20 protein-coding genes are annotated in these 24728 nt (G+C 56.4%); 10 read left to right on the top strand and 10 right to left on the bottom strand.

The features are described 5' to 3' along the window. Positions 1-221 precede the first annotated feature (221 nt). Positions 222-1589: a response regulator gene (locus OEL83_08735; GenBank protein ID MDK9707122.1), complete on the top strand. Its 1368-nt coding sequence runs from the start codon at positions 222-224 to the stop codon at positions 1587-1589. A gap of 21 nt (positions 1590-1610) precedes the next feature. Here OEL83_08735 and OEL83_08730 read toward each other — a convergent pair whose 3' ends face one another. The 5 genes from OEL83_08730 to guaB all read right to left on the bottom strand — a co-directional run bounded on the left by OEL83_08730 (position 1611) and on the right by guaB (position 7665). Then, positions 1611-2723, bottom strand: coding sequence for an aminoglycoside phosphotransferase family protein (locus OEL83_08730; GenBank protein ID MDK9707121.1), 1113 nt, complete (start codon positions 2721-2723; stop codon positions 1611-1613). Then, positions 2680-3699, bottom strand: a complete 1020-nt coding sequence (glk, locus tag OEL83_08725; GenBank protein MDK9707120.1) for a glucokinase — start codon at positions 3697-3699, stop codon at positions 2680-2682. The genes OEL83_08730 and glk overlap by 44 nt, the downstream gene beginning before the upstream one ends. 40 nt (positions 3700-3739) lie before the next feature. After that, positions 3740-4504 carry an NYN domain-containing protein gene (locus OEL83_08720; protein MDK9707119.1) on the bottom strand — a complete coding sequence of 255 codons (765 nt, stop codon included), beginning with the start codon at positions 4502-4504 and terminating at the stop codon, positions 3740-3742. Between the two features lie 28 nt (positions 4505-4532). After that, positions 4533-6083, bottom strand: a complete 1551-nt coding sequence (gene guaA, locus OEL83_08715; protein MDK9707118.1) for a glutamine-hydrolyzing GMP synthase — start codon at positions 6081-6083, stop codon at positions 4533-4535. 112 nt (positions 6084-6195) lie between these two features. Beyond that, complete coding sequence (gene guaB / locus OEL83_08710; GenBank protein ID MDK9707117.1) at positions 6196-7665, bottom strand: IMP dehydrogenase; 1470 nt, start codon at positions 7663-7665, stop codon at positions 6196-6198. Positions 7666-7927: 262 nt separating this feature from the next. On the opposite strand from guaB, the gene OEL83_08705 reads away from it, so the two are divergent. Next, positions 7928-8536, top strand: a complete 609-nt coding sequence (locus OEL83_08705) for an L-threonylcarbamoyladenylate synthase (GenBank protein ID MDK9707116.1) — start codon at positions 7928-7930, stop codon at positions 8534-8536. Here OEL83_08705 and OEL83_08700 read toward each other — a convergent pair. The 5 genes from OEL83_08700 to OEL83_08680 form a co-directional block, all read right to left on the bottom strand. Continuing rightward, entirely contained in the window at positions 8520-8804 is a 285-nt protein-coding gene (locus OEL83_08700) for an integration host factor subunit beta (protein MDK9707115.1), read from the bottom strand. The genes OEL83_08705 and OEL83_08700 overlap by 17 nt on opposite strands. 206 nt (positions 8805-9010) lie before the next feature. Beyond that, positions 9011-10741, bottom strand: coding sequence for a 30S ribosomal protein S1 (locus tag OEL83_08695; protein ID MDK9707114.1), 1731 nt, complete (start codon positions 10739-10741; stop codon positions 9011-9013). 267 nt (positions 10742-11008) lie between these two features. Further along, the gene (locus OEL83_08690; GenBank protein ID MDK9707113.1) at positions 11009-12595 is read right to left on the bottom strand and encodes a DEAD/DEAH box helicase; all 1587 of its coding nucleotides are present in this window, start codon (positions 12593-12595) and stop codon (positions 11009-11011) included. Positions 12596-12878: 283 nt separating this feature from the next. Then, positions 12879-13613 (bottom strand): zinc-ribbon domain-containing protein, encoded by a 735-nt coding sequence (locus tag OEL83_08685; protein MDK9707112.1) that lies wholly within the window; start codon positions 13611-13613, stop codon positions 12879-12881. Between the two features lie 21 nt (positions 13614-13634). Further along, entirely contained in the window at positions 13635-14819 is a 1185-nt protein-coding gene (locus OEL83_08680) for a PilT/PilU family type 4a pilus ATPase (GenBank protein MDK9707111.1), read from the bottom strand. A gap of 385 nt (positions 14820-15204) precedes the next feature. Between OEL83_08680 and ilvD the strand changes: the two genes are divergently transcribed. The 8 genes from ilvD to OEL83_08640 all read left to right on the top strand — a co-directional run bounded on the left by ilvD (position 15205) and on the right by OEL83_08640 (position 24523). Beyond that, on the top strand, positions 15205-17034 hold the full coding sequence (gene ilvD, locus OEL83_08675) for a dihydroxy-acid dehydratase (protein ID MDK9707110.1): 1830 nt from the start codon (positions 15205-15207) through the stop codon (positions 17032-17034). Positions 17035-17125: 91 nt separating this feature from the next. Further along, entirely contained in the window at positions 17126-18904 is a 1779-nt protein-coding gene (locus tag OEL83_08670) for an FAD-dependent oxidoreductase (protein MDK9707109.1), read from the top strand. Then, positions 18901-20742, top strand: coding sequence for a 2-oxoacid:acceptor oxidoreductase subunit alpha (locus OEL83_08665; GenBank protein MDK9707108.1), 1842 nt, complete (start codon positions 18901-18903; stop codon positions 20740-20742). The genes OEL83_08670 and OEL83_08665 overlap by 4 nt, the downstream gene beginning before the upstream one ends. Then, positions 20739-21791 (top strand): 2-oxoacid:ferredoxin oxidoreductase subunit beta, encoded by a 1053-nt coding sequence (locus tag OEL83_08660; protein ID MDK9707107.1) that lies wholly within the window; start codon positions 20739-20741, stop codon positions 21789-21791. Before OEL83_08665 ends, OEL83_08660 begins: the two co-directional genes overlap by 4 nt. 212 nt (positions 21792-22003) lie before the next feature. Further along, positions 22004-22624, top strand: a complete 621-nt coding sequence (locus OEL83_08655; GenBank protein MDK9707106.1) for a DUF5343 domain-containing protein — start codon at positions 22004-22006, stop codon at positions 22622-22624. Beyond that, positions 22624-23202, top strand: a complete 579-nt coding sequence (locus tag OEL83_08650; protein ID MDK9707105.1) for a Swt1 family HEPN domain-containing protein — start codon at positions 22624-22626, stop codon at positions 23200-23202. Before OEL83_08655 ends, OEL83_08650 begins: the two co-directional genes overlap by 1 nt. Before the next feature lie 130 nt (positions 23203-23332). Then, positions 23333-23914, top strand: a complete 582-nt coding sequence (locus OEL83_08645) for a hypothetical protein (protein ID MDK9707104.1) — start codon at positions 23333-23335, stop codon at positions 23912-23914. A gap of 159 nt (positions 23915-24073) precedes the next feature. Beyond that, complete coding sequence (locus OEL83_08640) at positions 24074-24523, top strand: hypothetical protein (protein MDK9707103.1); 450 nt, start codon at positions 24074-24076, stop codon at positions 24521-24523. Positions 24524-24728 lie beyond the last annotated feature (205 nt).

Here is a 24728-nt window from a genome sequence, read left to right as displayed (position 1 = left end):
ATGCCCATGCGGTATAAAAAAAGAAAAGACGGCACTCCCGTAGCCGCGCCGTTTTTTTTGGTATATCATTGCAAAATGGTGGATACCAGAAAAATTATGTTTCTCAGGCAATCACAAACCTGTTTTGGATGCACACAAAGATAAAGAACTCAACAGATCCGGCCACTCACTTCGACCGACTGATCTGTTTTACCGGACCTTAACCTTGAGCCTAACTACAGATGAAAACAGTCGTCATCATTGAAAATGAAGCAGTGGAGCTGGAGGCCCTGGTCAGCCTCTTCGAACAGTGGCAGAAGGAAATCAATGTCCTCACCGCCAAAGAGGAAAAAGCAGCCATCACCATCATGTCCCAACACCATGTCGACTTGGTGGTCTGCGACCTCACCCTGCCGAAAAACAATACCCTGGACAGCTTTTCCCTGCTCACCCACACCTTTCCCTATGTACCCTGCATCGCCCTGTCGGCGGACCGGGGAACCCCGGCCGAGGAAGCAATTAAAAGGGGGGCGAGCCACTGCCTGGAAAAACCCTTCGATGCCGAGAAACTTCTCCAGCATGCGGCCGACCTTCTCGACACCGGCACCAGTGGCACGGTGAAGGGCATCCCCATCCACAGCTTTTTGCAGATGCTCGAAAGCGAGGAAAAAACCTGCACCCTGCAGGTCAACCACAAAAACGATACCGGCCTGCTGTACATTCAGGACGGCCTGCTCATCGGCGCGGAAACCAGAAACTTTATCGGCGAAGAGGCCGCGCACCTCATCCTCTCCTGGCAGGAAACCATGGTGCAGTTACGCTACTTTAACGGACAGCGGAAAAGGCAGATCAACAAACCCCTGCTGTCCATCCTCATGGAGGCATTTCGTCTGCAGAGCGCCAAAGAGCAGGAAGAAAAAAAGGCAGCCGCCACCAAGGAGCACCAGTTGCCCCTGAAGCATCTCTCCACCCTCGGCAAGCGCATTCCTCTGGAAATCGGTTCAAGGGTCAAGCTGGAGTTTCCCCATCTCGACACCCTATTTGAAAGCACCATGGTCGGGATGCTGCAGGATCATTACCTCATCCTCACCAACCCCCAGCCGCAGAATGAGACAAACAAGGAAATCCGCTTCGACCAGCGGGTCATCATCAAATATATTCACAAGGGACGGGTGTGGATGTTCAAGGCCCTCCTGCTAAAGACCGTTGAGGCACCGTTCCAGCTGCTTCTTTTTGAATATCCATCAGTCATTCACTATCATGAGCTGCGCGAGTCGAAGCGAAGTGAAATATTCATTCCCTGCACCTTCCATATCCCCGAAGAACCCGAGTTATACGGGGCGCTCGTTGATCTGAGCATGACCGGAGCGCTTTGTCAGGTGAAACACAAGGCCAACCTGCCCCAGCCCCAGATCGACATCACCGGCGGCATCATGCTCCGCTGCCTCTTACCGGGGATAAAGGAAGAGCAGCAAATTGGCGGAATCGTCAGGAATCTGTCCATTAACAACGATGAAACACGGATCGGCATCGAGTTTGAGAACCTCCAGCCGCACCTGGCCGACACCATCGGCAACTACCTGTTTGCCGTTGATGGCTTAAGTGAATAGCAATCGTGAATGCCCTGTGGGCTAGAGAGAAGCGGTAAGGGCCAGCTGGCGGATGGCCGCCTCCTCAGCGGCGATGGCCTCGGCGAGGCGAAACTGGCGGCTTGCCCTGAGGAGGTTTTCTCCGTCCTGCTGGACGCGAAAATAGCTGTTACCGCCCAAATGGTCGGTGAGAAAGCGCAGGCCGAGTTCAAAGGTTATCCCCAGCACTGCATCAAAGATAAAGGCTCGCTGCTCAGCGGTGAGCAATCCGTGCGCCTCGTTGAAATAGCCTTGAAGGAGGGCCCGGCAGATCTCCAGGTCAAAGGCCACCTCCCGGCCGGCCCCGCCCTCTTCTCCTGCCCGGTTGCAGCACGAGCGCAGACAGTCACCCAAGTCGTAGTGGACGATGCCCATTGCCACCGTATCGAGATCGAGCATACCAACCGCCAGGCCATTTTCGTCAAAGAGAAAATTGTCGATCTTCGGATCGCCGTGAATGGGCTGAATGGTGAGCAACCCTGCCATCTTGGCTTCCTCAAGAAGGGTCGCCCGCCGGCGGTCGCGATCAATTATTTCAAGACAATACCGGCAGGAAGCGCTGCCTTGGCGATCAGTGGTCACTGGCCGCAGGCGGTCAAACTCCAGCAGATAGCGCGGCAGGTTATGAAAGCCCGGCAAAGGGTCGGCAAGGGCCTGCCCGTCAAGACCCGCCATCAGCTGGTGGAAGGTGGCCAGGACCCGCCCTATCTGCTCGGCCTGGCCGGCGCCGCTCAGGGCACGGCAGCCGCTGTGGGGGAGATAGGTCTGGCCGCGCCAATATTCGCCATGCGGGTCGCAAAAGTACAGGGCACCGGTGCGCGCCGGCACCGGCAGGGCAGTGCGAAAGATAGCGCCATCCCTCCCCCGGCGACCGCGCAAATGGTTCGTTATAGTGGCAAAATTATGGATAACCCGGAGGGGCTCGGGAAAGACCTGGCGGTTGATTCGCTGCAGGACAAAAGGGCCACCTGCCGCCGCCACGAGAAAGGTGTCGTTGATATTGCCGCTGCCAAGAGGCGTCACCCGGCAGATGGCACCATCCGGACAAAACTCCGCCGCCGCCCGGCGCAGATCAACCTCTCGGGTCATCACCGGCACGACCTGGCAAGTGGTCACGGCCAAAATGAGCAGCACCAAAGAGGGCCGCGTCCGACCGCTTGATGACCTGCACCGGTATGCTGCGCATCAGGGCCTCCATCGGCCCCTTGGCGTGAAAGGCCTGGAGAAATCCGGCAAACGACACCTTGCCGATAAGGCGTGGCAAGATCCCGCCGCCCAGATACATGCCGCCGCGAGCGTAGAGCTTTAAGGCCAGATTGCCGGTCTCACTTCCAAGGATGGCAAGGAAGAGGTCGACTGTCCGCCGGCATAAGGGACAGCCATCCGCTGCCAGTGCCCCTTCGACAATGACCGGGATGGGATCTGCGGCCCGGGCTATAGCCTCGGCAATCGCAGCTGTTTCGGGAAGTTGGTGGTAGCTCTTGGCAAATTGGTAGAGGTGGGCAAGCCCCGGCCCGGAGATCAGCGTCTCATAGCTGACCGGACGCTGTTTTTGCCGCATAAAGGCCAGTAGTGCCGCTTGCTCGTCGTCGACCGGGGCGAAATCGCAATGACCGCCCTCGGAACCCCGGGCAAATATCCTGTTGTCGACCTTGACCAGCAGTCCCTCGCCAAGACCGGTACCGGGAGCAATGATGCCGCGCACCTCGCCGCCATCGGCCGTCCCGGCCTGAACCAGGGCGAGATCGGCGGGGCACAGGTGGGGAAGGGCCGCGGCCACCGCCGTCAGATCGTTGATCAACTGAACCCGGCGAAAAGCAAAACGCTTCTCAAGAATCCGGCAATCGAGGACCCACGGCAGATTGGTAAGCTGCACCCGATCCCCCGCCACCACACCGGCAACCGCGATGCAGGCCGTCTCCGGCCGGTGGCGGCAGGAGCTGAGAAAATCCTCGATGACCTCTTCCGCCCCGGTGAACTGGCTGTTGCGCAATCGTTTCTGGACGAGGAGTTTCAGGCCTCCGGCAGATTCCTCGAATACCGCCAGGTCACTCTTGGTGCCGCCGATATCAGCGGCGAGAAGGCTTGCCATAGTTCAGATCCCCCGGAAAAACCGCACTCCACGCGTTCATCTAGCCGTCAAGCAGATGAATGTCCCAGGCCTCGGTACGGCTGTTGTTATCCGGGTTTTTAACGACGGTAAATTCAAAGATATTGTTCGAATCGAGGAACAGGGAGTCATTGACCTCAACCGCCTTGGAGCAATGAAAAAACACCGAATGAGGAATCAGTCCCTCGCGACCCAGGGAATAATAGCGCATAAACCCGAAGCCCCTGTCCGGGTTGTAATTAATGGGAATGCCCCGCTGGCGGTTGTCGCCAGCCTGGGCCCCGATCGGCAGCAGGCCTGGAATCAGGTAGCCGGAGATAAACTGATCGGCCGCCTCGCGCAGATCGTTGCTGACATACTTGAAGCCGATGACCTCCACCCGGCAACCCATGTTCTGCAGGGCCAACACCAGCCGGATAAAGTCGCCGTCGCCGCTGAGGAGGATGATGCGGTCAAGGTTGCGCGCCTGGAGGAGGGCGTCGATGGCCAGGTCCATATCGGCATTGGCCTTGGTGGTGAGAATCCCCTCGTCGTCGACAAAATGTTTGACGAATTTTTTAATGACCTTGAAGCCGCACTGGCGAATGACATCGTGGTAGCGATAGAGCTTTTGCCGGTATTCCTGATCATCCTTGGTCCGCTCGCCGTCCTCGGCCATATACGAGTTGGCGCGAAGCAGAATGGAATCGCCGGCTCCTGCCAGTTCCGCCAGGACGTCGTAGCGCATTCCGTAGCCGCCGCACATCCTAATGTTTTCAGCGTCTACATAAATTCCGGTCTTGAGCATGCTCCGCCCCCCTTCGTGGAAGAATCGCTTATTCCCATTCGATGGTCGCCGGTGGTTTTGAACTTATGTCATACACCACCCGGTTCACCCCGCGCACCTCGTTGATGATGCGGCTGGAGATTTCGCCAAGGATCTCGTAGGGGAGTTTGCTCCAATCGGCGGTCATGGCATCACGGGAATCAACGGCGCGGATGGCGATAACATGCTCGTAGGTACGGCCATCGCCCATAACTCCCACCGTCTGGATGGGCAGGAGGACGGCAAAGGACTGCCAGACCTTGCGATACCAGCCGGCCTTGCGCATCTCTTCCAGGACAATGACATCCGCCTGGCGGAGAATACGCAGGCGTTCGCGGGTGACCTCGCCCATGATCCTGATGCCAAGACCCGGCCCGGGGAAGGGCTGGCGGTAGATTGCCTCCTCCGGCAACCCGAGTTCAAGACCCAGCTCACGGACCTCGTCCTTGAACAGTTCACGCAGTGGCTCGATCAGGTCGAGCTTCATGATCTCCGGCAGGCCACCGACATTATGGTGCGACTTGATCGGCGCCTCGCCGCGAAAACTCACCGACTCAATAACATCCGGGTACAGCGTGCCCTGGGCAAGAAATTTGACCTTGCCAATCTTATGGGCCTCTTCCTCGAAGATCTTGATAAAGCCGAGACCGATTCGCTTGCGTTTGACCTCCGGGTCCTTGACCCCATCCAGTTCGCCGAGAAAATATTCGGTGGCATCGACATCGATGACCCGCAATTTGCTCTTTTCTTTAAAGAAACGAAGAATCGACTGGGTCTCGCCGGTACGCATCAGGCCGTTGTTGACATAGATACAGGTCAGCTGGTCACCAATCGCCCGGTGAATGATCGCCGCCACCACCGAACTGTCGACACCGCCGGACAGGGCGCAGAGCACATTGTCGTCGCCGACCTTTTCGCGGATGGCCTGGACATTCTGCTCGATGAAGGAGTGCATCGTCCATTCCGGCCGGCAGTTGCAGATGCCGAAGATGAAGTTGCGCAGGACATCGACACCGATAAGGGTATGGGCCACCTCGGGATGAAATTGTACGGCGAAAAAGGGCTTCTCCTTGTGGCGGAGAGCGGCGTACGGGGAGTTGTCACTGACCGCGGTGGCCATGAAATCAGCGGGAATGACCTCGACCCGGTCACCATGACTCATCCACACCTGGTGTTTAAAATCGTCGGTTTCCAGGCCGGCAAAGAGTCCGGCGGTGTGCTGGACACTCAGCTCAGCTTTGCCGAACTCGCGTTTCGGGGCCTTTTCGACCTTCCCCCCCAACTGCTGCAGCATCAGCTGCGCCCCATAGCAGATGCCGAGGATGGGAACCCCAAGGGCAAAGAGGCCCGGATCGGAATGGGGGGCGTCGTCATCGTACACCGAGCACGGCCCGCCGGAGAGGATGATGCCGGAGGGTTTCAGATTCCGCAGCTTGTCTAAAGGGATGGAGAAGGGGTGAATTTCACTGTAGACCTTCTGCTCCCTGATCCGCCTGGCGATGAGCTGGGTGGTCTGCGATCCGAAGTCGAGGATGATTATTTTTTCGCTATGGATGTCCATGGGCTCCCTGGTGGTTGCTATTCGATGGCTTTTTCGTTGTTCTGCTGGACCGGGTATTCGCTCCGGCCCCCGTGCTTTTAAAACCCCATGCCAAAGTATCCGGCTGCGGCGGCTAGGCCGTCCGGTAATTCGGCGCCTCCTTGGTGATGATAACATCGTGGACATGGGACTCGCGCAGCCCGGCCGCGGAAATACGCACAAACTTGGCCTTTTGCTGCAGGTCCTGAATCGTTGCCGCACCGACATAGCCCATCCCTGAGCGCAGGCCACCGAGCAGCTGATAGAGGACATCGGCAATCAAGCCCCGGTAAGGAACCTTGCCCTCAATGCCCTCAGGGACCAGTTTTGAGGAGGCGCTGACCTCCGCCTGGAAATAGCGGTCGGAGGATCCATGATTCTGGCACATTGCGCCAAGAGAACCCATCCCCCGGTAGCCTTTGTAGGTCCGGCCCTGGTAGAGGAAGGTGTCGCCGGGGGTCTCATCGGTACCGGCAAAGAGGCTGCCGATCATGACCGTGCTGGCGCCAGCGCCGATGGCCTTGGTAAGGTCGCCGGAGTGTTTGATGCCGCCATCGGCAATGATCGGCACGTTATATTTATTGCCGATGGCGACGCAGTTCTTCAGGGCGGTCATCTGCGGCACGCCGATTCCGGCAACGATGCGCGTGGTGCAGATCGATCCCGGGCCGATTCCGACCTTGATGGCATTGGCACCGGCCTTGATCAGGTCCTCGGCGCCTTCACCAGTGGCGACGTTGCCGGCGATAATCGACAGCTCCGGAAAGGCCTTCTTGAGCCTGGCCACCGCCGAGATAACGCCTTTCGAGTGGCCATGGGCGGAGTCGACAACGACGACGTCGACCCCGGCCTTGATCAGTCGCTCGGCGTGCGTCTCAATGCCCTCGCCCACCCCCAGCGCCGCTCCAACGAGGAGACGACCAAATTGATCTTTGGCAGCAAAGGGATATTTCTTGATTTTCTCCAGATCCTTGATGGTGATCAGGCCCTTCAGGGCGCCGTTGTCATCAACTACCAGCAGTTTTTCGATGCGGTGCTCATGCAGGAGTGCCTTGGAATGGGCGAGGTCGATGCCCACCTTGGCGGTCACCAGGTTTTTCGAGGTCATGACATCGGCGACCCGCAACCCGTCGTCGGAGACAAAGCGCAGGTCGCGGTTGGTGACGATGCCGACCAGCTTGCCGTGATGCAGCACCGGCAGTCCGGAGATCTTATAGGTGCTCATGATCTCCTGCACCTCGGCAACCGATTGGTCCTGGGTAACGGTGATCGGGTCGATGATCATCCCCGATTCCGATTTTTTCACCCGTTCGACCTCCAGGGCCTGCTGCTCAACGCTCATATTCTTATGAATGATGCCGATCCCGCCCTCTCTCGCCATGGCGATGGCGGTGCGGTGTTCAGTGACGGTATCCATGGCCGAGCTGACCAGGGGTGTATTGAGCTTGATAGTGTCGGTCAATCGTGTGCCGAGGTTCACTTCACTGGGAAGGACCTCGGAGGCGGCGGGCACGAGTAATAAATCATCAAAAGTAAGAGCGAGTTCTATCTGATCTGGTAACATGTTCCCTCCTTATCAGGGCTTCTGGCAGGGAAGACGGAGGGAGAGCCCGCCACCGGTTGTTTTCATCCGTGGCGGTGGCATCATCATCCCCACATCTTCCATAATTGCTATTATGCCTTAACTTTTTTTAATGAGTAATAGTAAAGCATCTTTATAAAAAATCTCATTTTTTTTATGATGGCAAAAACCCGCTCATCACAAAGATCGCGGATACGGCAGTGGACTCACCAGATACTCAGGGCAGAAAAGGAAACGAAAGAAAATGCTTTTGGAAATCAACCCGATAAACCCTCAACTCCGCCTGATCGAACAGGTTGTCAAGTTGCTGAAAGGCGGTGCGGTGATCTGTTACCCGACCGATACCGGCTATGGAATCGGCTGCGACCTTCAGAATCAGAAGGCGATCAAACTGATCATGCAGCTCAAAAGACGGCCGAAGGATAAACCGTTTTCCTTCATGTGTTCCGACCTGACCGACATTAGCCATTATGCCCACGTCTCCAACACCGCCTACCGGCTGATGAAGAAGAGCCTCCCCGGCCCGTACACCTTTGTCCTGCCGGGGACCAAACTGGTACCGAAGGTCATGGCCAGCAAGCAGAAGACGGTCGGAATCAGGGTGTCGGCGCATCCCGTTTGCAGGCTGCTTATCGCCACCCTGGGCAATCCCATTGTCAACACCAGCGCCCAGCTCGATGACGGTGAGGCTCCCGCCGAACCCTTTCAGATCGAGGAGTACCTGGGCAACCGAATCGATCTAATCATCGACAGTGGACCGATCTTTCCAAACCCGTCATCGGTCATCGACCTCACTCACGATACCCCCGAGATACTGCGCGTCGGTCAAGGCGACGTTACTCCTTATCGCTGATCAGCGACTCCTTGAGAGATTTGCTCATGGTAAAGTGCAGGGTCTTCCGGTCGGGAATATCCATAACCTTACCAGTCCGAGGATTTTTCGTGGAACGGGGCTTCCTGCTGCGCACCGAAAAACTGCCGAATCCCCGTAATTCAATACGTCTTTCCTCAATGAGGGCCTTGGCCATGGTCTCCAGCATGATGTCTACAGCCAGACCAACGTCCTGCTTTTGAATGGAAAGTTCACTACTTACCTTATCTACTAAATCTTTTTTCAGCATACCGGCTAACGAATATTGAAGATGTTCAGAAATAAACCCCAATATGGGGCAACCTATTATCTATAAAACCTATAAAGCTGAGTTACCCAGCTTGCCTGCTTATACGCGAAACTTATGCCTCTGGTATAAAAAAAGGTTGTCCCACCGGTAAGCCCCGGCAAGACAACCTTCTCACTGCATGCCACGCACCGTTTTAAATCGGCGGCTTAGTTGTTGTCTGAGGAGTCGTTGCCTTCCGCGGCTGCCTTCAGCAGGTCGCCAAAGGTTGATGGCCCACTCTCGGCCGCAGCCTTCTCGGCCTTTTTGAACTTCTCGACAGCAGCACCCTCATCCTCGCCCTCAAGGGTCTTGACCGACAGACCGATTTTCCGGTCCTTGGCGGAGACATTGATGACGATGGCCTTGAGGATATCGCCGACCTGATACATGCCGACCGGGGTCTTGACCTTGTCTTTGCTCAGTTCGGAGACATGGACGAGTCCTTCAATGCCCTCTTCCAGCTTCACGAAAACGCCGAAATCGGTGACATTGGTGATCTCACCCTCGACCACGGTGCCGGAGGGATAGTTATTGTAGGCCGCCTGCCACGGATCGGGAACCAATTGCTTGATACCCAGGGAGAAGCGCTCGTTTTCCTTGTCGATCTTCAGGACAACCGCCTGAATGGTCTCACCCTTGGTGTATTTCTCGGAAGGATGCTTGATGCGCTCGGTCCAGGACAGGTCGGAGACGTGGATCAGACCGTCAATCCCCTCTTCAATGCCGATAAAGACACCGAAATCGGTGATATTTTTGATCTTGCCCTCGATAACCGAGCCCACCGGATAGTTCTCGGTGACCAGATCCCAGGGATTGGGCTGGAGCTGCTTCATGCCGAGGGAGATGCGCTTGGTCTCGGTCTCGATATTGAGGACCATGACCTCGACCTCGTCGCCGACGGAGACCATCTTGGAGGGATGGCGCGGTTTCTTCGACCAGGTCATCTCGGAAACATGGATGAGGCCCTCAACGCCTTCCTCCAGCTCGACAAAGACGCCGTAATCGGTGATGGACACGACCTTGCCCTTGGTGGTCTGGCCAACCGGGTAGCGGGTAATGACACTCGACCACGGATCTTCGCGCAGCTGCTTGACGCCGAGGGAAACGCGGTCATGCTCACGGTCATATTTGAGAACCTTCACCTCAAGCTCTTCGCCGACCCGGTACAGTTTTGCCGGATGGGAAACACGGCCCCAGGAAAGGTCGGTGATATGACAGAGACCGTCCATACCGCCCATATCGATGAACAAACCGTAATCGGTAATATTGGTGATTGCGCCTTTGATGATCTGCCCTTCGGCCAGTTTGGAACGCATCTCCTCACGGAGTTTATTGCGCTCTTCCTCAAGGATAGCCCGGCGGGAGATAACGACGTTATTGCGTTTCTTATTGAATTTGAGAATCTTGAAATCCATGGATTCGCCGATGAGGGCATCGAGGTCCTTGACCGGACGCAGATCGATCTGCGAATAGGGCAGGAAGGCAGGCACGCCGATATCGACGGACATACCACCCTTAACACGGCTTTCGATCTTGCCGGAGATTGTTCCCTCGGCCTCTTGAATCTCGGCGATTTTTTCCCAGACCTTGATGGCTATAGCTTTTTCTCTCGACAGGAGGAGACCGCCTTCTTCCTTGCGGCGCTCAATAAATACATCGAAGACATCACCAATTTTGATGTCGTCACCAGAATCCAGACGGAATTCCGACTTGGCAATGTAGCTTTCGGCTTTATCGCCAACATCCACAAGAAAATAATCATCGACACTGCCGATGATTGTGCCGCGGGAAACATCACCGACGGCTACGACCTTGTTGTTTTCTTCCATCTCGAAGAGCTCGGCAAAACTGAGTTCTTCACCGCTTTCCTGGGTTGATTGTTTGAGTTGTTCTGTCATGGATTTTACTCTTCCTGTCGACCAAAGGCCATCTGGTAAAGGTTAGCCGCCCCGGCACCACGCCGGAGCAAGAAAAGACAAGGCCCCGCTTTTCTGATTAAAAGGGGGGCTCCTCGGACAAATATGAACAGTAACATATAGCAGCTTTTCAACGAAACGACAAGAGCTTCTTGCTCAACAGGCTAATTTTTTCCTCCGGGAAGAAGTCGATGAAGCCGTACGCAACAGCCCTCCGGGCGGCGCCAGAGGCCCGGCCGGCTAAGAGTTTTACGAGGACACCTTGGCACCCCTTCGCGGTCCGCGGCCCTGCCCTCCCGGCCTGCGTCGTTTTCCGCTCCGTTGCTGGTCCCGGGGGGCAGGAGCGGCGGCGCTGGTATTGCCTGAAGAAGGCCGGGACTGACCCTTGGGTGGTGGTGCAAGAAGGCGTTCCTCCGGCAGAACACATTCAAACTTTCGATTGATGAATTCCTCAATGGCCGGCAGATAAAACGATCCCTCCTCGCAGGCAAAGCTAACCGCCTTGCCGCTGGCACCGGCCCTGCCCGTCCGGCCGATGCGGTGCACGTAGTCTTCCGGTTCGTAGGGCAGGGTATAATTCACCACGAAGGTAATTCCCTCGATATGGATACCCCTGCCGGCAACGTCGGTTGCCACCAGCACCTTGACCTTGCCGGACCGGAACATCTCCAGGCGGGAGGCCCTTTTTGCCTGTTCGACATCCCCTGAAAGCAGCAGACAATCAATGCCGTTACGCTCGAGGCGGTTGGCCAGTCGCTTGGTTTCGTTCTTCATGTTGGCAAAGACCATGATCCGGTCGTCGGGATGATCAATAATGAGGTTATACAAGACCGCATATTTTTCTTCGGCGGTCGTCAGGTAGATTGTCTGCTCGACGGTCTCCACCGCCACCTGCTCCGGCTCCGCCTCGACCACCTTCGGTTTTACACACCACTGCGAGGCGAGGCGCTGCACATCTTCGGGAACCGTCGCCGAAAACAGCAGGGTCTGCCGCTCTTCCCTTGCCGGAAGACGGCCAATAATCCGCCGCACATCGGGGATAAAGCCCATATCGAGCATCCGATCCGCCTCGTCGAGGACCAGCGTCCGGCAGTCGCGCAGGTCTATGGCGTTTTTGCCAATGAAATCAAGCAAGCGTCCGGGAGTGGCCACCACCACATCGCATTTCTTGTTCTGCAGGAGACCGAGTTGTTTTTGATAATCAACGCCGCCAAAGACCGGGCAGACATTGATCCCGGAATATTTCGCCAGCCCGGCCCCGTCCTTGGCGATCTGCATCACCAGCTCCCGGGTGGGAGCCAGCACCAGGGCGCGGACACCGCCCTTATGTGCCCCCCGGCTTGTATCGGCAAGCAGCCTGCTGAGAATGGCGATAAGAAAAACCGCGGTCTTGCCGGTGCCGGTATTGGCCTTGCCGATCAGATCATGGCCGGCCAGGACATCTTCCAAGGCTTTGGCCTGAATGGCCGTGCAGTACTGAAAATTCTGCTCGGCAACGGCCCGCATGACCGGTAGGGGAATGGAATAATCGTGGAAACGGCTCTTGCCTTCTTCCGGTACCACCGGAAAACTGTCCAAACTCCATTCTTCCTTTATCTTTGGCTTGGCTGGAGCCCGGTATTTCCGCCCCTCCGCTGCAGCGGCCGGCTCCTGGGCAATTGCCCCGGCTGCCTTTTGCGGGCCAGTGCCTACTCCTTCAGATCCTTCAACAGGGGCAACAACCTTGCCATCTCCGGCTGACGCCGATCGTCCGAGGAGTTTGCCGCATTTCCGTTTGCCGGCCTGGGCAATCCTCTTCAGTTTTGATCCTGCGGCCAGAAAAAATTTCTTCATCATAAATTGTTTTTCACACCTTTGTTCATGTCCGGATCATCCGGATTCGACAACATTACGCTGGAATTACAGCAATATAGAACAGGAAGAATAATTACGATTGAGGACATGCTTCTCAAACAGCCTTCCGAAAATGACCGTGCCGGGACTCACCCCCTGAGAGGTAGACAGTCTGGCCGCCCCGAAAATAATGGGGATATTATTGGGCATGTATTCCGGGCGGCATCTGCAAGGAAGGTGCGGATTGCAGGAAAACACTGCTCATCCGCTCAGGACCGTTCGGGAATCACGTTTTCCCGGCAATACGCAACTCCTCCATCAATGGCCCGAACAATTCCTCGTATTCGGGGATGGCTTTTTTCAGGGCGACGCCAATGTAGGGAATTTCCGCGTCGTTGACCACCAGGTTTGCCGAGGAGGACAATGCCTGCAGATCGTACAGGGTCGAGAACTCGCTGCCGATGAGCACGTAGAATATGTAGCGCCGCCGGGTCATATTCATCGACCGCATATATTTATGGAAAATTCCTGTGGCAACGCTCCCCGGCTCAAACCGGCTGTGAAGAAAGACCGCCGCATAGTTGACAAAGAGCATCTTCTCGATGGCCTCCTGTGGAGAATCCGCCTCTTCCACCCGGTAACCGACACTTGTCGCGGCCTTGACAACCAGCTCGCGGCCGGGCAGGTTGGGCATCAGCAACAATGCCTTGGGAATGTCCTCGACCACATCCTTTTCTTCGAAGGTGCCATCCTTCAACCAATCGGTGGCTGGTGGTGCCGGCGGCTTGACTCGCGGCCGCTCAGATGGCCTTTGGGGAGCATCAGACACCTTAGCAGAATCTTTTCCCGGCTCTTTAGCAATGGCAGCGGACTGGTCCATGCTCATATCAAGACCGAAGGCCACGGCACAATGGGCACATTTAATCTTGATACGCCGCCCTGGCTCGAGAGACCGGACACTTTCGGTGATTTTCTCACCGAGCTTCAGCTGTTTTCCACAATGCGGGCATAGTACTATCATAGTTTTCTCATTGCCTCTCGCTCATCTTCTGCCGAAACGGCCAGCATTCTCTTCTTCTTCCTCTTCCATGGAAAGATCGGTTAGGCTGGTGGTCGCCTCACCACGCTCGGACTTCAACCGGTCAAGGCCGCGATTCATCTCCGCCCGTTGGGTGCAATAAGTCATAGCACTCTTTTCGGTGATGATGCCCCGGCTGTACAGCTCCAAAATGTGCTGATCGAAGGTGCGCATATCGAGGGCCGACCCTTCATTGATAACGCCATAGAAGGTCTTCTCGTCAGTTTCACCGTTCTGAATGAGATCCTTGACCCGCAGACTGGTACGAAGAATCTCAATCGCCGCCACCCGCCCGCCGCCAACCCGCGGCAACAGGCGCTGACTGACAATCCAGCGGATGGTGTCGACAAGCCGGTTGCGAATCTGCGGCTGCTCATCTTGCTCGAACATGCCGAGAATACGGTTGATCGTCTGGCCGGCATCAATGGTATGTAGGGTTGAAAGCACCAGATGGCCGGTTTCGGCGGCGGTCAGTCCGATTTCCATGGTTTCCCGGTCGCGCATCTCACCGACTAGGATAACCTTTGGCGCCTGGCGCAGAGCAGCCCGCATCCCCACGGCAAAGGTACTGAAATCGTTACCCATCTCCCGCTGGCTGAAGGTGGCCTTTTCCTGTTCATGGATATACTCGATTGGGTCTTCCAGGGTGATGACATGCACCGAACGTTCCCGGTTGATCCTGTTTAACAGGGCGGCAAGGGAGGTTGTTTTACCGGTACCGGTGGCCCCGGTAAACAACACCATGCCGTTCCGTTCCTGGGCCATCTTGGCAAAGGCGTCGGGAAACTGCATCCGTTCAATGGTCGGCACCTGGGTTTCAAGCTTTCTGAGAACCGTTGAAAAATATCCCTTCTGGGTAAAGATATTCACCCTGAACCTAGCCTTATCGCCGAGGGAATAGGACAAGTCACAGGAACCGGATTCCACCAGATCCTTGAGCAAGCGCCGGTTATTGCCGATGAGGTTGAGGGCGAAGGCCTCGGTTTGAAAGGGGGTGAGTTCGCCCACCGGGGGGGTGATTTCCACCGGCACCAGCTCTCCGGCTGATTCTACCTGCAAGGTTTTGCCGACGGTGAGGTTCAGGTCGGAAACATTGCGGTGCGATTCGAGCATGGTGGCAATCCAATAATCGATTTCTGTCTTTTTCATACAGTTCCCCCGAAAAAATTCGCGCTACGGTCTGTCTTCATAGTATATTGCAACAATATTAGCAGAGAAGTGGAGAGGATTCCAGGAGGTGCGGCGAGGTTTTTTGATCGCCTTCGGCCATTGCCCTGAGAGATGCTCTCCATGTACCGCAAGGGCAGGTTTCGTTTGATCAGGCAAGCTGCTCTACTCAGCTAGAACCAAGGGTCGCGGATTCCGGCCCCAATGAATAAGGTGAAGAGCTTCACGAGATACTTTTCGCCCAAAAAAGCGCACATAATATTTTTTAAAACACGTATCAGTGTTACAAGTTTTTTGTCATTTTTTCTACACAATTCTTTTCGTTATCCATCCATCATCAGTATAGGCGGGGTCTAATACCATGGCAATTCCATTGCGCAGCGCAACAACCACAGAAGGCCGGAGAATGGCCGGTGCCCGCAGTCTCTGGCGGGCCAACGGGGTGAAAGAAGAACAGTTCGGCAAGCCGATAATCGGTATCGTCAACTCCTTTACCCAATTCGTCCCGGGCCACGTCCATCTCCACGAGATCGGCCAGCATTTAAAGAAGATCATCAACCAGGCCGGTTGCTTTGCCGCCGAGTTTAACACCATCGCCATCGACGATGGCATCGCCATGGGCCACTCCGGCATGCTTTATTCCCTGCCGTCCCGCGAACTCATCGCCGACAGCGTCGAATATATGTGCAATGCCCATACCGTTGACGCGATCATCTGCATCAGTAACTGCGACAAGATCACCCCCGGCATGCTCATGGCCGCCATGCGCCTCAATATTCCGGCCATCTTCGTCTCCGGCGGGCCAATGGAGGCGGGCATCGACGGTAGCAAGCGCTACGACCTGGTCGATGCCATGGTCATGGCCGCCGACAAGGCGGTAAGCGATAGCGATATCGAGAGGATCGAGCGCTGCGCCTGCCCGACCTGCGGCTCCTGCTCGGGGATGTTCACCGCCAACTCGATGAACTGCCTGAACGAGGCCCTGGGCATGGCCCTGCCCGGCAACGGCACCCTGCTCGCCACCCACAGCGGCCGCAAACAGCTCTTTGAGGACGCGGCGCGGCGCATCGTCGACATGGCTCAGCGCTGGTACGGCAAGGGTGATGCCTCGGTTCTGCCGCGCTCCATCGCCCGTCACAGCGCCTTCATGAACGCCATGACCCTGGATATCGCCATGGGCGGCTCAACCAATACCGTCCTCCACCTCCTGGCCATCGCCCACGAGGCGGGGGTCGATTTCACCATGGCCGATATCGATGCCCTGTCCCGGAAGGTCCCCAACCTCTGCAAGGTCTCGCCGTCATCGAATTACCACATCGAGGACGTCAACCGGGCCGGCGGCATAATGGCCATCCTCGGCGAACTGGACCGGGCGGGACTGCTCGACAACACGGTCTGCCGGGTCGATAGCGCCAGCCTGAAGGCAACCCTCGATATCTGGGACATCGCCAGACCGGGTCACAGCAAGGAGGCGGAGACTCTCTACCGCAGCGCCCCCGGCGCCTCCGGGCAAAACCTGGTCATGGGCTCGCAAAGCACCCTGTACCCGGAACTCGACCTTGACCGCACCTCCGGCTGCATCCGCGACATGGAACACTGCTACAACCGCGAAGGTGGCCTCGCCGTCCTCTTTGGCAATATCGCCAAGGACGGCTGCATCGTCAAGACCGCCGGCGTCGACCCGTCGATCTTCAAGTTCACCGGCACCGCCCGGGTCTTCTCGTCGCAGGAGGCGTCCTGCGAGGCCATTCTTGGCGGCAGTATCAAGGCCGGTGACGTCATCGTTATCCGCTACGAGGGCCCGAAGGGCGGGCCGGGCATGCAGGAAATGCTCTACCCGACCTCCTACCTGAAATCGGTACACCTCGGCAAGGAATGCGCCCTGATCACCGACGGCCGCTTCTCCGGCGGGACCTCCGGCCTGTCCATCGGCCATGTGTCACCGGAGGCCGCTTCCGGCGGGGCCATCGCCCTCATTGAAGACGGCGACACCATCGCCATAGATATCCCGGCGAGAACGATCGGCGTCGCCGTCAGTGACGCCATCCTGGCCGAGCGCCGCAAGAAAGAGGAAGCAAAAGGGGCCAAGGCCTTCACCCCGACCGACCGGGACCGGGCCATCAGCACCGCCCTGAAGGCCTACGCCCTGTTTGCCGCCTCGGCCGACAAGGGTGCGGTTCGCCTGCTGCCGGAATAGCCGCGCCAAGACCTGCGGGCGGTGAACTCTCTGCCCGCAGGTCCCAATTCGGTGATCTTTTCGCCATATCGTCCACCCTGAGGAGGCTTCCTTGAAACCGACAGATATCAATAATCCCGAATACTTCCACAAAGTCATCGATTGCCAGTACGCCTGCCCGGCCCACACCCCGGTGCCCGAATACATCCGCATGATCAGCCAGGGCAAATACAACGAGGCCTTCACCATCAACTGGATCTCCAATGTCTTTCCCGGGGTCCTTGGGCGAATCTGCGACAGGCCCTGCGAACCGGCATGCCGGCGCTCGCGTGTCGAGGAGACTCCCGTGGCCATCTGCCGCCTGAAACGGGTCGCCGCCGACTATAAGACCCCCGACGCCAAGCTGCTCCTCGAAGTGCCCAGCACAAAAAACGGCAAGCGCGTCGCCCTCATCGGCGGGGGACCGGCATCCCTGACCGTTGCCCGCGACCTGCTGCCCCTTGGCTATACAGTTGATCTCTATGACAATCAATCAAAGGCCGGTGGCTTTATCCGCACCCAGGTGCCGTCCTTCAGGCTGCCGGAAAAGGTGCTCAACGAAGAGGTGGACCGCATCCTCAACATGGGGGTCAACACCTTCCTCAACCACCACGTCAGCAGCCTGAAAAAGATCGTCGACATGGGCTATGACGCCATCTTCGTCGGCACCGGCGCGCCGCGCGGCCGCGACCTGCCTGACCTGCCGGGGCGCATGGAAGGTGGCGGCTCAATTTACATCGGCATCGAGTGGCTGGCCGGGGTCCTCTATCGCCATGTCACCGTCTGCGGGCCGAAGGTTTTGGTCCTGGGCGGCGGCAACACCGCCATGGACTGCTGCCGGACCGCCAAAAGGCTCGGCGCCGACGAGGTGACCGTCGTGGTGCGCAGCCCGAAGGCGGAGATGAAGGCCTCGCCCTGGGAGGTTGAGGACGCCATGGAGGAAGGCATCGCCATTGTCGACAACCATGCCCCCCTGGAGTTTGTCATCCGGGACGGCAAGCTGGCCGGCATGCATTTTCAGCAGATGATGGCCAAGGTGGCGAAAGACGGCACGACCCGCCTGGTACCGGATGGCCAACCGCCGGTCTTCATGGCCTGCGACCAGGTACTCCTGGCGGTCGGCCAGACCAACGCCTTCCCCTTCATTGAAGACGAACTGGGGATCAAAATGACCGCCCAGAGCCTGCCGGAACTCGACCCGGCAACCCACCAATCATCCATACCGCATATCTTCTTCGGCGGCGACGCCGCCTTTGGGCCGAAAAACGTCATCAGCGCCGTCGCCCACGGCCACCAGGCGGCGATCTCCATCGACCTGTTCTGCCAGGGCAAGGACCTCCACGACCGACCGGGGCCGACGGTAAACTTAGTCAGCCAGAAGATGGGTCTGCAGGACTGGCTCTACGACAGCCGGGTCTCGGCGGACCGCCGCCATGCGGTGCCGACCGTCGACCGGGCCAAATCGCTGCGCGACCGGCTGCTTGAGGTCGAACTCGGCTTCAGTAAGCAGACCGGCCACCACGAGGCCTCACGCTGCCTGAATTGCGACGTGCAGACGGTATTTGAATTCTCCACCTGCATCGAATGCGATTCCTGCGTCGATGTCTGCCCGGAATCCTGTATCACCTTCATCGACAACGGCGAGGAAGAGGAACTGCGCACAAGGCTCCTCGTCCCGGCCGACAACACCACGCAGGCGCTGTATGTCTCCCAGATCCTGCCCACCGGCCGGGTCATGGTCAAGGACGAAAATGTCTGTCTGCACTGCGGCCTCTGCGCCGAGCGCTGCCCGACCGCGTCCTGGGAAATGATGAAATTCACCTATAATTCTCCACTGGCAGGGAAGAAATGAAAATCGAACGCACCAACGACTTCGTCGTCCGCTTTGCCAACGTCAACGGCTCGGGTTCTGCAAGCGCCAACAACCTCTTTGCCAAGGCCATCTTCCGGCTCGGCGTTCCGGTCAGCCCGAAAAACATCTTTCCATCAAATATCCAAGGCTTGCCGACCTGGTATGAGGTGCGGGTGAGCGACAAGGGCTATCTTGCCAGACGGGGCGGCTTTGATTTCGTCGTCGCCGTCAACGGCCAGACCCTCGTCCGCGACTACCGGGAACTCGCCGCCGGCGGCTATTTCCTCTACGACTCGACCCGGGAACTTTCCGCCGACTTTGACCGCACCGACATCACCCTTATCCCCATCCCGCTCACCGATCTCTGCAACACCGCCTTCCAGAACCCGAAACTGCGGCAGCTGCTGAAAAACATCATCTACGTCGGTTCGCTTGCCTACCTGATCGACCTCGATTTCACCGTCCTCACCGACGCCGTGCAGCAGCAGTATAAAAAGAACCCGAAGCTTGCCGAGCCGAACATCAAGGCCCTGGAGATCGGCCATGCCTACGCCCGCGAACATCACCCGGAGGTCTGCAAGCTGCGCGTGCAGAAGACCGACCGGCTGGGCGACTCCATCCTCATGGACGGCAATTCGGCCTTTGGCCTCGGCGCCGTCTATGCCGGGGCGACGGTTGCCGGCTGGTACCCGATCACCCCTTCCACCTCCGTCGTCGAGGCCTTTGAAAAGTACACCAAGATGTTCCGGATGGAGGCCGACACCGGCAGACGCAAGGTGGCGATCCTCCAGGCGGAAGACGAACTGGCCGCCCTTGGCATCGTTATCGGCGCCTCATGGAACGGCGCGCGGGCCTTTACCGCCACCTCTGGGCCGGGCATTTCGCTGATGGCCGAGCTGCTCGGCCTTGCCTACTTTGCCGAGATCCCGGCGGTAATCTGCGATGTGCAGCGCACCGGCCCGAGCACTGGCATGCCCACCCGCACCCAGCAGTCGGACCTTCTTGCCTCTGCCTACGCCTCGCACGGCGACACCAAGCACGTCCTGCTCTTCCCCTGTAACCCAAAGGAATGCTTTGATTTCGCGGCGGACGCCTTCGATCTCGCCGAGCGGCTGCAGACCCCGGTGATCGTCATGAGCGACCTTGACCTGGGGATGAACGACCACATCAGCCCGCCCTTGCATTGGGACGATGCCCGCCGCTATGACCGCGGCAAGGTGCTGACCGCCGAAGACCTCGACGCCCGCCAGGAAAAATGGGGCCGCTACCTTGATGTCGACGGTGACGGCATCTGCTACCGCACCTATCCCGGAGCCCACCCCACCAAGGGCGCCTACTTCACCCGCGGCACCTCGCACAACGAGTATTCGGGCTATACCGAAGAAAGCCCGATCTATCAGGCGAACATGGAGCGCCTGCTCGTTAAATGGCAGACCGCCCGCGGTTTGGTGCCAGGCCCGCGGATCCGGACGCGCCACCCGGAAAGCCGCCTCGGCGCCATCTTTTTCGGCACCACCACCGACGCCGCCTACGAGGCAATCCACAGCCTCGGCGACCAGGGCATAGCGATCAACTCCCTCAGGCTGCGCGCCTTTCCTCTGACTGATGAGGTACTTGCCTTCATCCATGGTCACGAGCAGGTTTTCGTCATCGAACAGAACCGCGACGGCCAGCTGCGCACCCTCTTGATCAGCGAGGGCGATTTCACGCCGCAGAAACTGCTGTCGGTCTTGAATTTTGACGGCCTGCCGATCACCGCCAGCTGCATCGCCGGACAAATTCAGTCCCTTCTTAGCCAACAACAGGAACCCGTCAGCAAAGATGGAGGTAAAGCATGAGCACCGAGCGCCCGATTTTCCGCCACCCCAAGGCCGCCCAGAATTCCGCGGGCTACACCCGCAAGGATTACGAAGGAGCCGCTTCCACCCTGTGCGCCGGCTGCGGCCACGACTCGGCCACCAACGCCATCATCCAGGCCTGTTTTGAAATGGCCATCGAACCGCACCGGGTCGCCAAGCTGTCCGGCATCGGCTGCTCGTCGAAGACCCCGGCTTATTTCCTCGGCCGGTCGCACGGCTTTAATTCGGTGCACGGCCGCATGCCGTCGATTGCCACCGGAGCCAACATGGCCAACCGCGACCTGCTGTACATCGGCATCTCCGGCGACGGCGACACCGCCTCCATCGGCATGGGCCAGTTTGCCCACGCCCTCAGGCGCAACCTGAACCTCAACTATATCTGCATGAATAACGGCTGCTACGGTCTTACCAAGGGCCAGGACTCAGCCACCGCCGACCGCGGCTCGGCGAGCAAAAAAGGCGCCCCCAACCCCTACTCGGCCATCGACCTCTGCGAGCTGGCCATTGAGCTTGGCGCCTCCTACGTCGCCCGCGGCTTCTCCGGCGACAAGCAGCAGCTGGTGCCGCTGATCAAGGGCGCCTTCGCCCACAGTGGTCTGGCCTTTATCGATGTCATCTCGCCCTGCGTGACCTTTAACAACACCGCCACCTCGACCAAGAGCTACGAATACGTCCGCGAGCATATCGAATCGACGGGAACCTTTGACTTCGTGCCGCTGCAACAGGAAATCCTCACCCAGTACGCCGAGGGCACCAGCCAGGAGGTGCTCATGCACGACGGCAGCGTCCTCCATCTCCATAAAGGCGACGCCGGCCTCGATGTCACCAACAGACGCAAGGCGGTCGATAATCTTGAGGAGCATAAGGCCAAAGGACGCCTGCTCACCGGCCTGCTCTACGTTAACCAGGACATCATGGACACCCATGAAATCCTCAATTCAACGCTGCGGCCGCTGAATACCCTGACGGAGGCGGATCTTTGCCCGGGGAATGCGGCACTAGAGAAGATTATGGCGGGGCTGAGGTAGAGGAAATCAAGAAGGTTCCCCGGAGTTACCAGCAGTGCTGTGATTGCGGGGATATTTGGTCGTGAAAAGAACGGATTAAAATGACAGCATTTGCTGATAAGTTGCGATTACAGGACAAGCTATCATGTGGTGCGTATATCACCACAAAATGATGAAAACACGATTTTGGTTCGTATAACCACTTGTTATGTGAATTAAGAAAGTAGACAAAATTGGCCTTATCAAATGCATATACAGAAGCTTATGGTAAGCTTGGCGAGTTTTTTAGCAAGCTGAGAGATGGGCAGGCTCCGCCTCAGTTCACACATCAATTCTTAATTGACCTAGGTTTTAAGTCGAATAAACAGAGGGCATATATACCATTGCTAAAGGCTCTTGGATTTTTAACGCCAGACGGCAAACCCACTGCGCGTTACAAAGACTACCGCGATCATTCTCAATCCAAGCGAATTATGGGTGAAGCATTAAAGGAAGCATATGCAGATATTTTTCTAATAAAAGAACATCCGACATCAGCAGATCAATCTGCCATTGAAGGAAAGTTTAAGAGCTATCACAACGCAAGTGATAATGTTGCTTTGAATATGAGGCGCACATTTTTTGCTCTTCTGGATTTGGCAGATTTAAAGGTAAAATTTTCTGCAAAGAAAATCTCTGAGTCAACAGAAACTCAAGAACCATCGAGTGTGGTAACCGAGGCTCCTGCAAGTGCACCACCGGTTCACATTAAAACACCTGGGTTGCATTACAATATTCAAATACATTTGCCTGCAACAAAGGATATTGAAGTTTATAACGCAATATTCAAGTCACTGAAGGAGCATCTATTTTGATGTACAAGGAACTAAGAGACTTCATGTTTAGGGGGCTTTTGTTTGAAGCTGAAGCATCTGTTTTTCAAAAAGCAGGAATCAAGATTGGGGCAGATCAAACCGAAACGGAAGAGCGTCTTTTGGCAGAAGCGTTGGCAGCATTCCCGGTTAACTTAAGAAACAACGCTCTTGAAATGGCGAGGCTTTATGCTGTTCTATTCTCTTTCGAGAATCATGTGCGTGAGTTTATAAGACAAACTTTATCTGAAAACGAAGGTGTAAATTGGTTTGAAAAATTGCCACAAAAAGTAAAACAACACGCTGAAAGTCGGCAGCAAACAGCCCATCAAGACTCATGGTTAGAAGGCGAAAAAACAGATCTTCTCGGATTTTTAGATTTCGGACATCTTGCTCAGATAATTTTAAACAAGTGGGAGCACTTCGAATCTATCATTCCTTCCCAGCACTGGCTTAAGCAGAGAATGGATGAGCTTGAAAAATCGCGTAATTTCATTGCCCATAATAGAATGTTATTGCCTAGCGAATTTCAACGAATGTACATGTATATAGCGGATTGGAACAGGGTTGTTGGCCTGTAACCACAGGCAAAGATTGAGGTCAGGCTTGACTTGTTTACATTTCGGGTAATTCAAAGGACACCCACTGCATTTCCAACAATAAAATGAACCAGCCAAGCTGGTTATTTCTGTTAACTTTGGGAGTCATAACATGGGCTACTCGTTATCCTTACTTGCAGTTCAAACCTCCGACGCGATCGAGGCTCTCCAGCAGCTTGGTTACGTCAGCACTGGTCAATCATGCGAATACGCGAGGGAACCTCTATCGGGCTATGCGCTCCCCACAAATTGGTTCCTCATCGTTGCGCGTGGATGCGACAGCCGCTTCCTGCAAGCAAAAATTCTGGGGCCATTGTCTGAGTACTTTCCCGTAGTTGCTTGCTCAATCGAGGAGCATGTGATGTTCAGCTCCGCCGAGTATTGGGCCGGTGGCAATCAGGTATGGCGTGCGGAACATGTCGGTGAAAATAGCCCCATTCACTTAAAAACTTCCGGCATCCTGCCGCGCGGGTTTGAAGAGATGGCAGTGGAGCACAAAGAAGCACAAGAAGCGGACGGTGGCGAAAAGGCTGGCGTTGACCACTACTTCGACATCCCACTAAACGCGGCCAAAGAAATTATCGGTTTCAAACACGATGAAGACATTCCTGGCATCAACTACCAAGGCTTCGAAGTTCTCCGCACGATCTCCTCGTCTGCCGATTCCAAGCCTTGGTGGAGATTCTGGAAATGACCCCCAACCCTGCGGTCAACCTCGCTCCCTTCAGTGGCGTCGAAAGATCGGGGGCAGGCATGACTTGTTTACATTTCGGAATTGCTGAGACATGCCTCATAATTCCAACTTGAAAAACCACCGGATAAACCGGTTATTTTCGTGTTAGGACACGCAACCATGTCATACGACCAAGGCTACTGGCACACCGATAGCTGTGCCGAGTTGAACCTCGACGAACAGTATGCCGGCACGCACATCGCGGTCTATCTCAAGTGGTGCATTGAAAGGGACTTCCTATCCGAAGATCTTCTGAGGTCGGACGCTGATGCGCTGGCTGCCGTCCGAGATGGACGATTGTCGGCGGGTGAGTATTTTGAAAAGCATCTCGACTGGAAGTTTGGCGAGTGGAACTTGAATGAAAAAGGTAACGCATTCACAAAATGGTACTACAACCGGTATCTTAAAGAAGTATCGGACGAAGTTCCAAGCGCAGTCCTTGGACCAGAAAGCAGCGTAGAGTTCCCAAAACTCTGCGCCTTGCTTGATGACCGATTGCGGCAATTTCAAGAGTCTGGCACTCAAGCTGTGCATAAGTCGAAAGGAAGGCCATGGTGGAAGCTTTGGTGAAGCCTAGTTCGACACTCAACCTCCCTCCCCTCTCGGTCGCTGGGCGCTACGCGATACGGAGATTGTCGGACTGCATTAACTGTTTCACTTTGCCCCCTGCACACCGCTATGCTGCGATAGGTGGAAGTACTTGAAAATGCACAAAAAAGTGTCACTACACATATAACATCATAATATTACAATATATTCCTTATTTAACGAAAGG

This window comes from Desulforhopalus sp., from assembly GCA_030247675.1.
Taxonomy (GTDB): Bacteria; Desulfobacterota; Desulfobulbia; order Desulfobulbales; family Desulfocapsaceae; genus Desulforhopalus_A.
The sequence above is the reverse complement of the archived record's forward strand: the minus strand, read 5'-3'. Positions and strand labels throughout refer to the sequence as shown.

Excerpts from the sequence above, each read along its gene's own strand:
- guaB (MDK9707117.1), bottom strand. The coding sequence starts at position 7,665 with ATGTTACCAGATCAGATAGAACTCGCTCTTACTTTTGATGATTTATTA.
- guaA (MDK9707118.1), bottom strand. The coding sequence starts at position 6,083 with ATGGACATCCATAGCGAAAAAATAATCATCCTCGACTTCGGATCGCAG.
- OEL83_08680 (MDK9707111.1), bottom strand. The coding sequence starts at position 14,819 with ATGAAAAAGACAGAAATCGATTATTGGATTGCCACCATGCTCGAATCG.
- OEL83_08650 (MDK9707105.1), top strand. The coding sequence starts at position 22,624 with ATGTACAAGGAACTAAGAGACTTCATGTTTAGGGGGCTTTTGTTTGAA.
- OEL83_08705 (MDK9707116.1), top strand. The coding sequence starts at position 7,928 with ATGCTTTTGGAAATCAACCCGATAAACCCTCAACTCCGCCTGATCGAA.
- OEL83_08685 (MDK9707112.1), bottom strand. The coding sequence starts at position 13,613 with ATGATAGTACTATGCCCGCATTGTGGAAAACAGCTGAAGCTCGGTGAG.
- glk (MDK9707120.1), bottom strand. The coding sequence starts at position 3,699 with ATGGCAAGCCTTCTCGCCGCTGATATCGGCGGCACCAAGAGTGACCTG.
- OEL83_08645 (MDK9707104.1), top strand. The coding sequence starts at position 23,333 with ATGGGCTACTCGTTATCCTTACTTGCAGTTCAAACCTCCGACGCGATC.
- OEL83_08700 (MDK9707115.1), bottom strand. The coding sequence starts at position 8,804 with ATGCTGAAAAAAGATTTAGTAGATAAGGTAAGTAGTGAACTTTCCATT.
- OEL83_08735 (MDK9707122.1), top strand. The coding sequence starts at position 222 with ATGAAAACAGTCGTCATCATTGAAAATGAAGCAGTGGAGCTGGAGGCC.
- OEL83_08690 (MDK9707113.1), bottom strand. The coding sequence starts at position 12,595 with ATGATGAAGAAATTTTTTCTGGCCGCAGGATCAAAACTGAAGAGGATT.
- OEL83_08665 (MDK9707108.1), top strand. The coding sequence starts at position 18,901 with ATGAAAATCGAACGCACCAACGACTTCGTCGTCCGCTTTGCCAACGTC.
- OEL83_08640 (MDK9707103.1), top strand. The coding sequence starts at position 24,074 with ATGTCATACGACCAAGGCTACTGGCACACCGATAGCTGTGCCGAGTTG.
- OEL83_08660 (MDK9707107.1), top strand. The coding sequence starts at position 20,739 with ATGAGCACCGAGCGCCCGATTTTCCGCCACCCCAAGGCCGCCCAGAAT.
- OEL83_08695 (MDK9707114.1), bottom strand. The coding sequence starts at position 10,741 with ATGACAGAACAACTCAAACAATCAACCCAGGAAAGCGGTGAAGAACTC.
- OEL83_08720 (MDK9707119.1), bottom strand. The coding sequence starts at position 4,504 with ATGCTCAAGACCGGAATTTATGTAGACGCTGAAAACATTAGGATGTGC.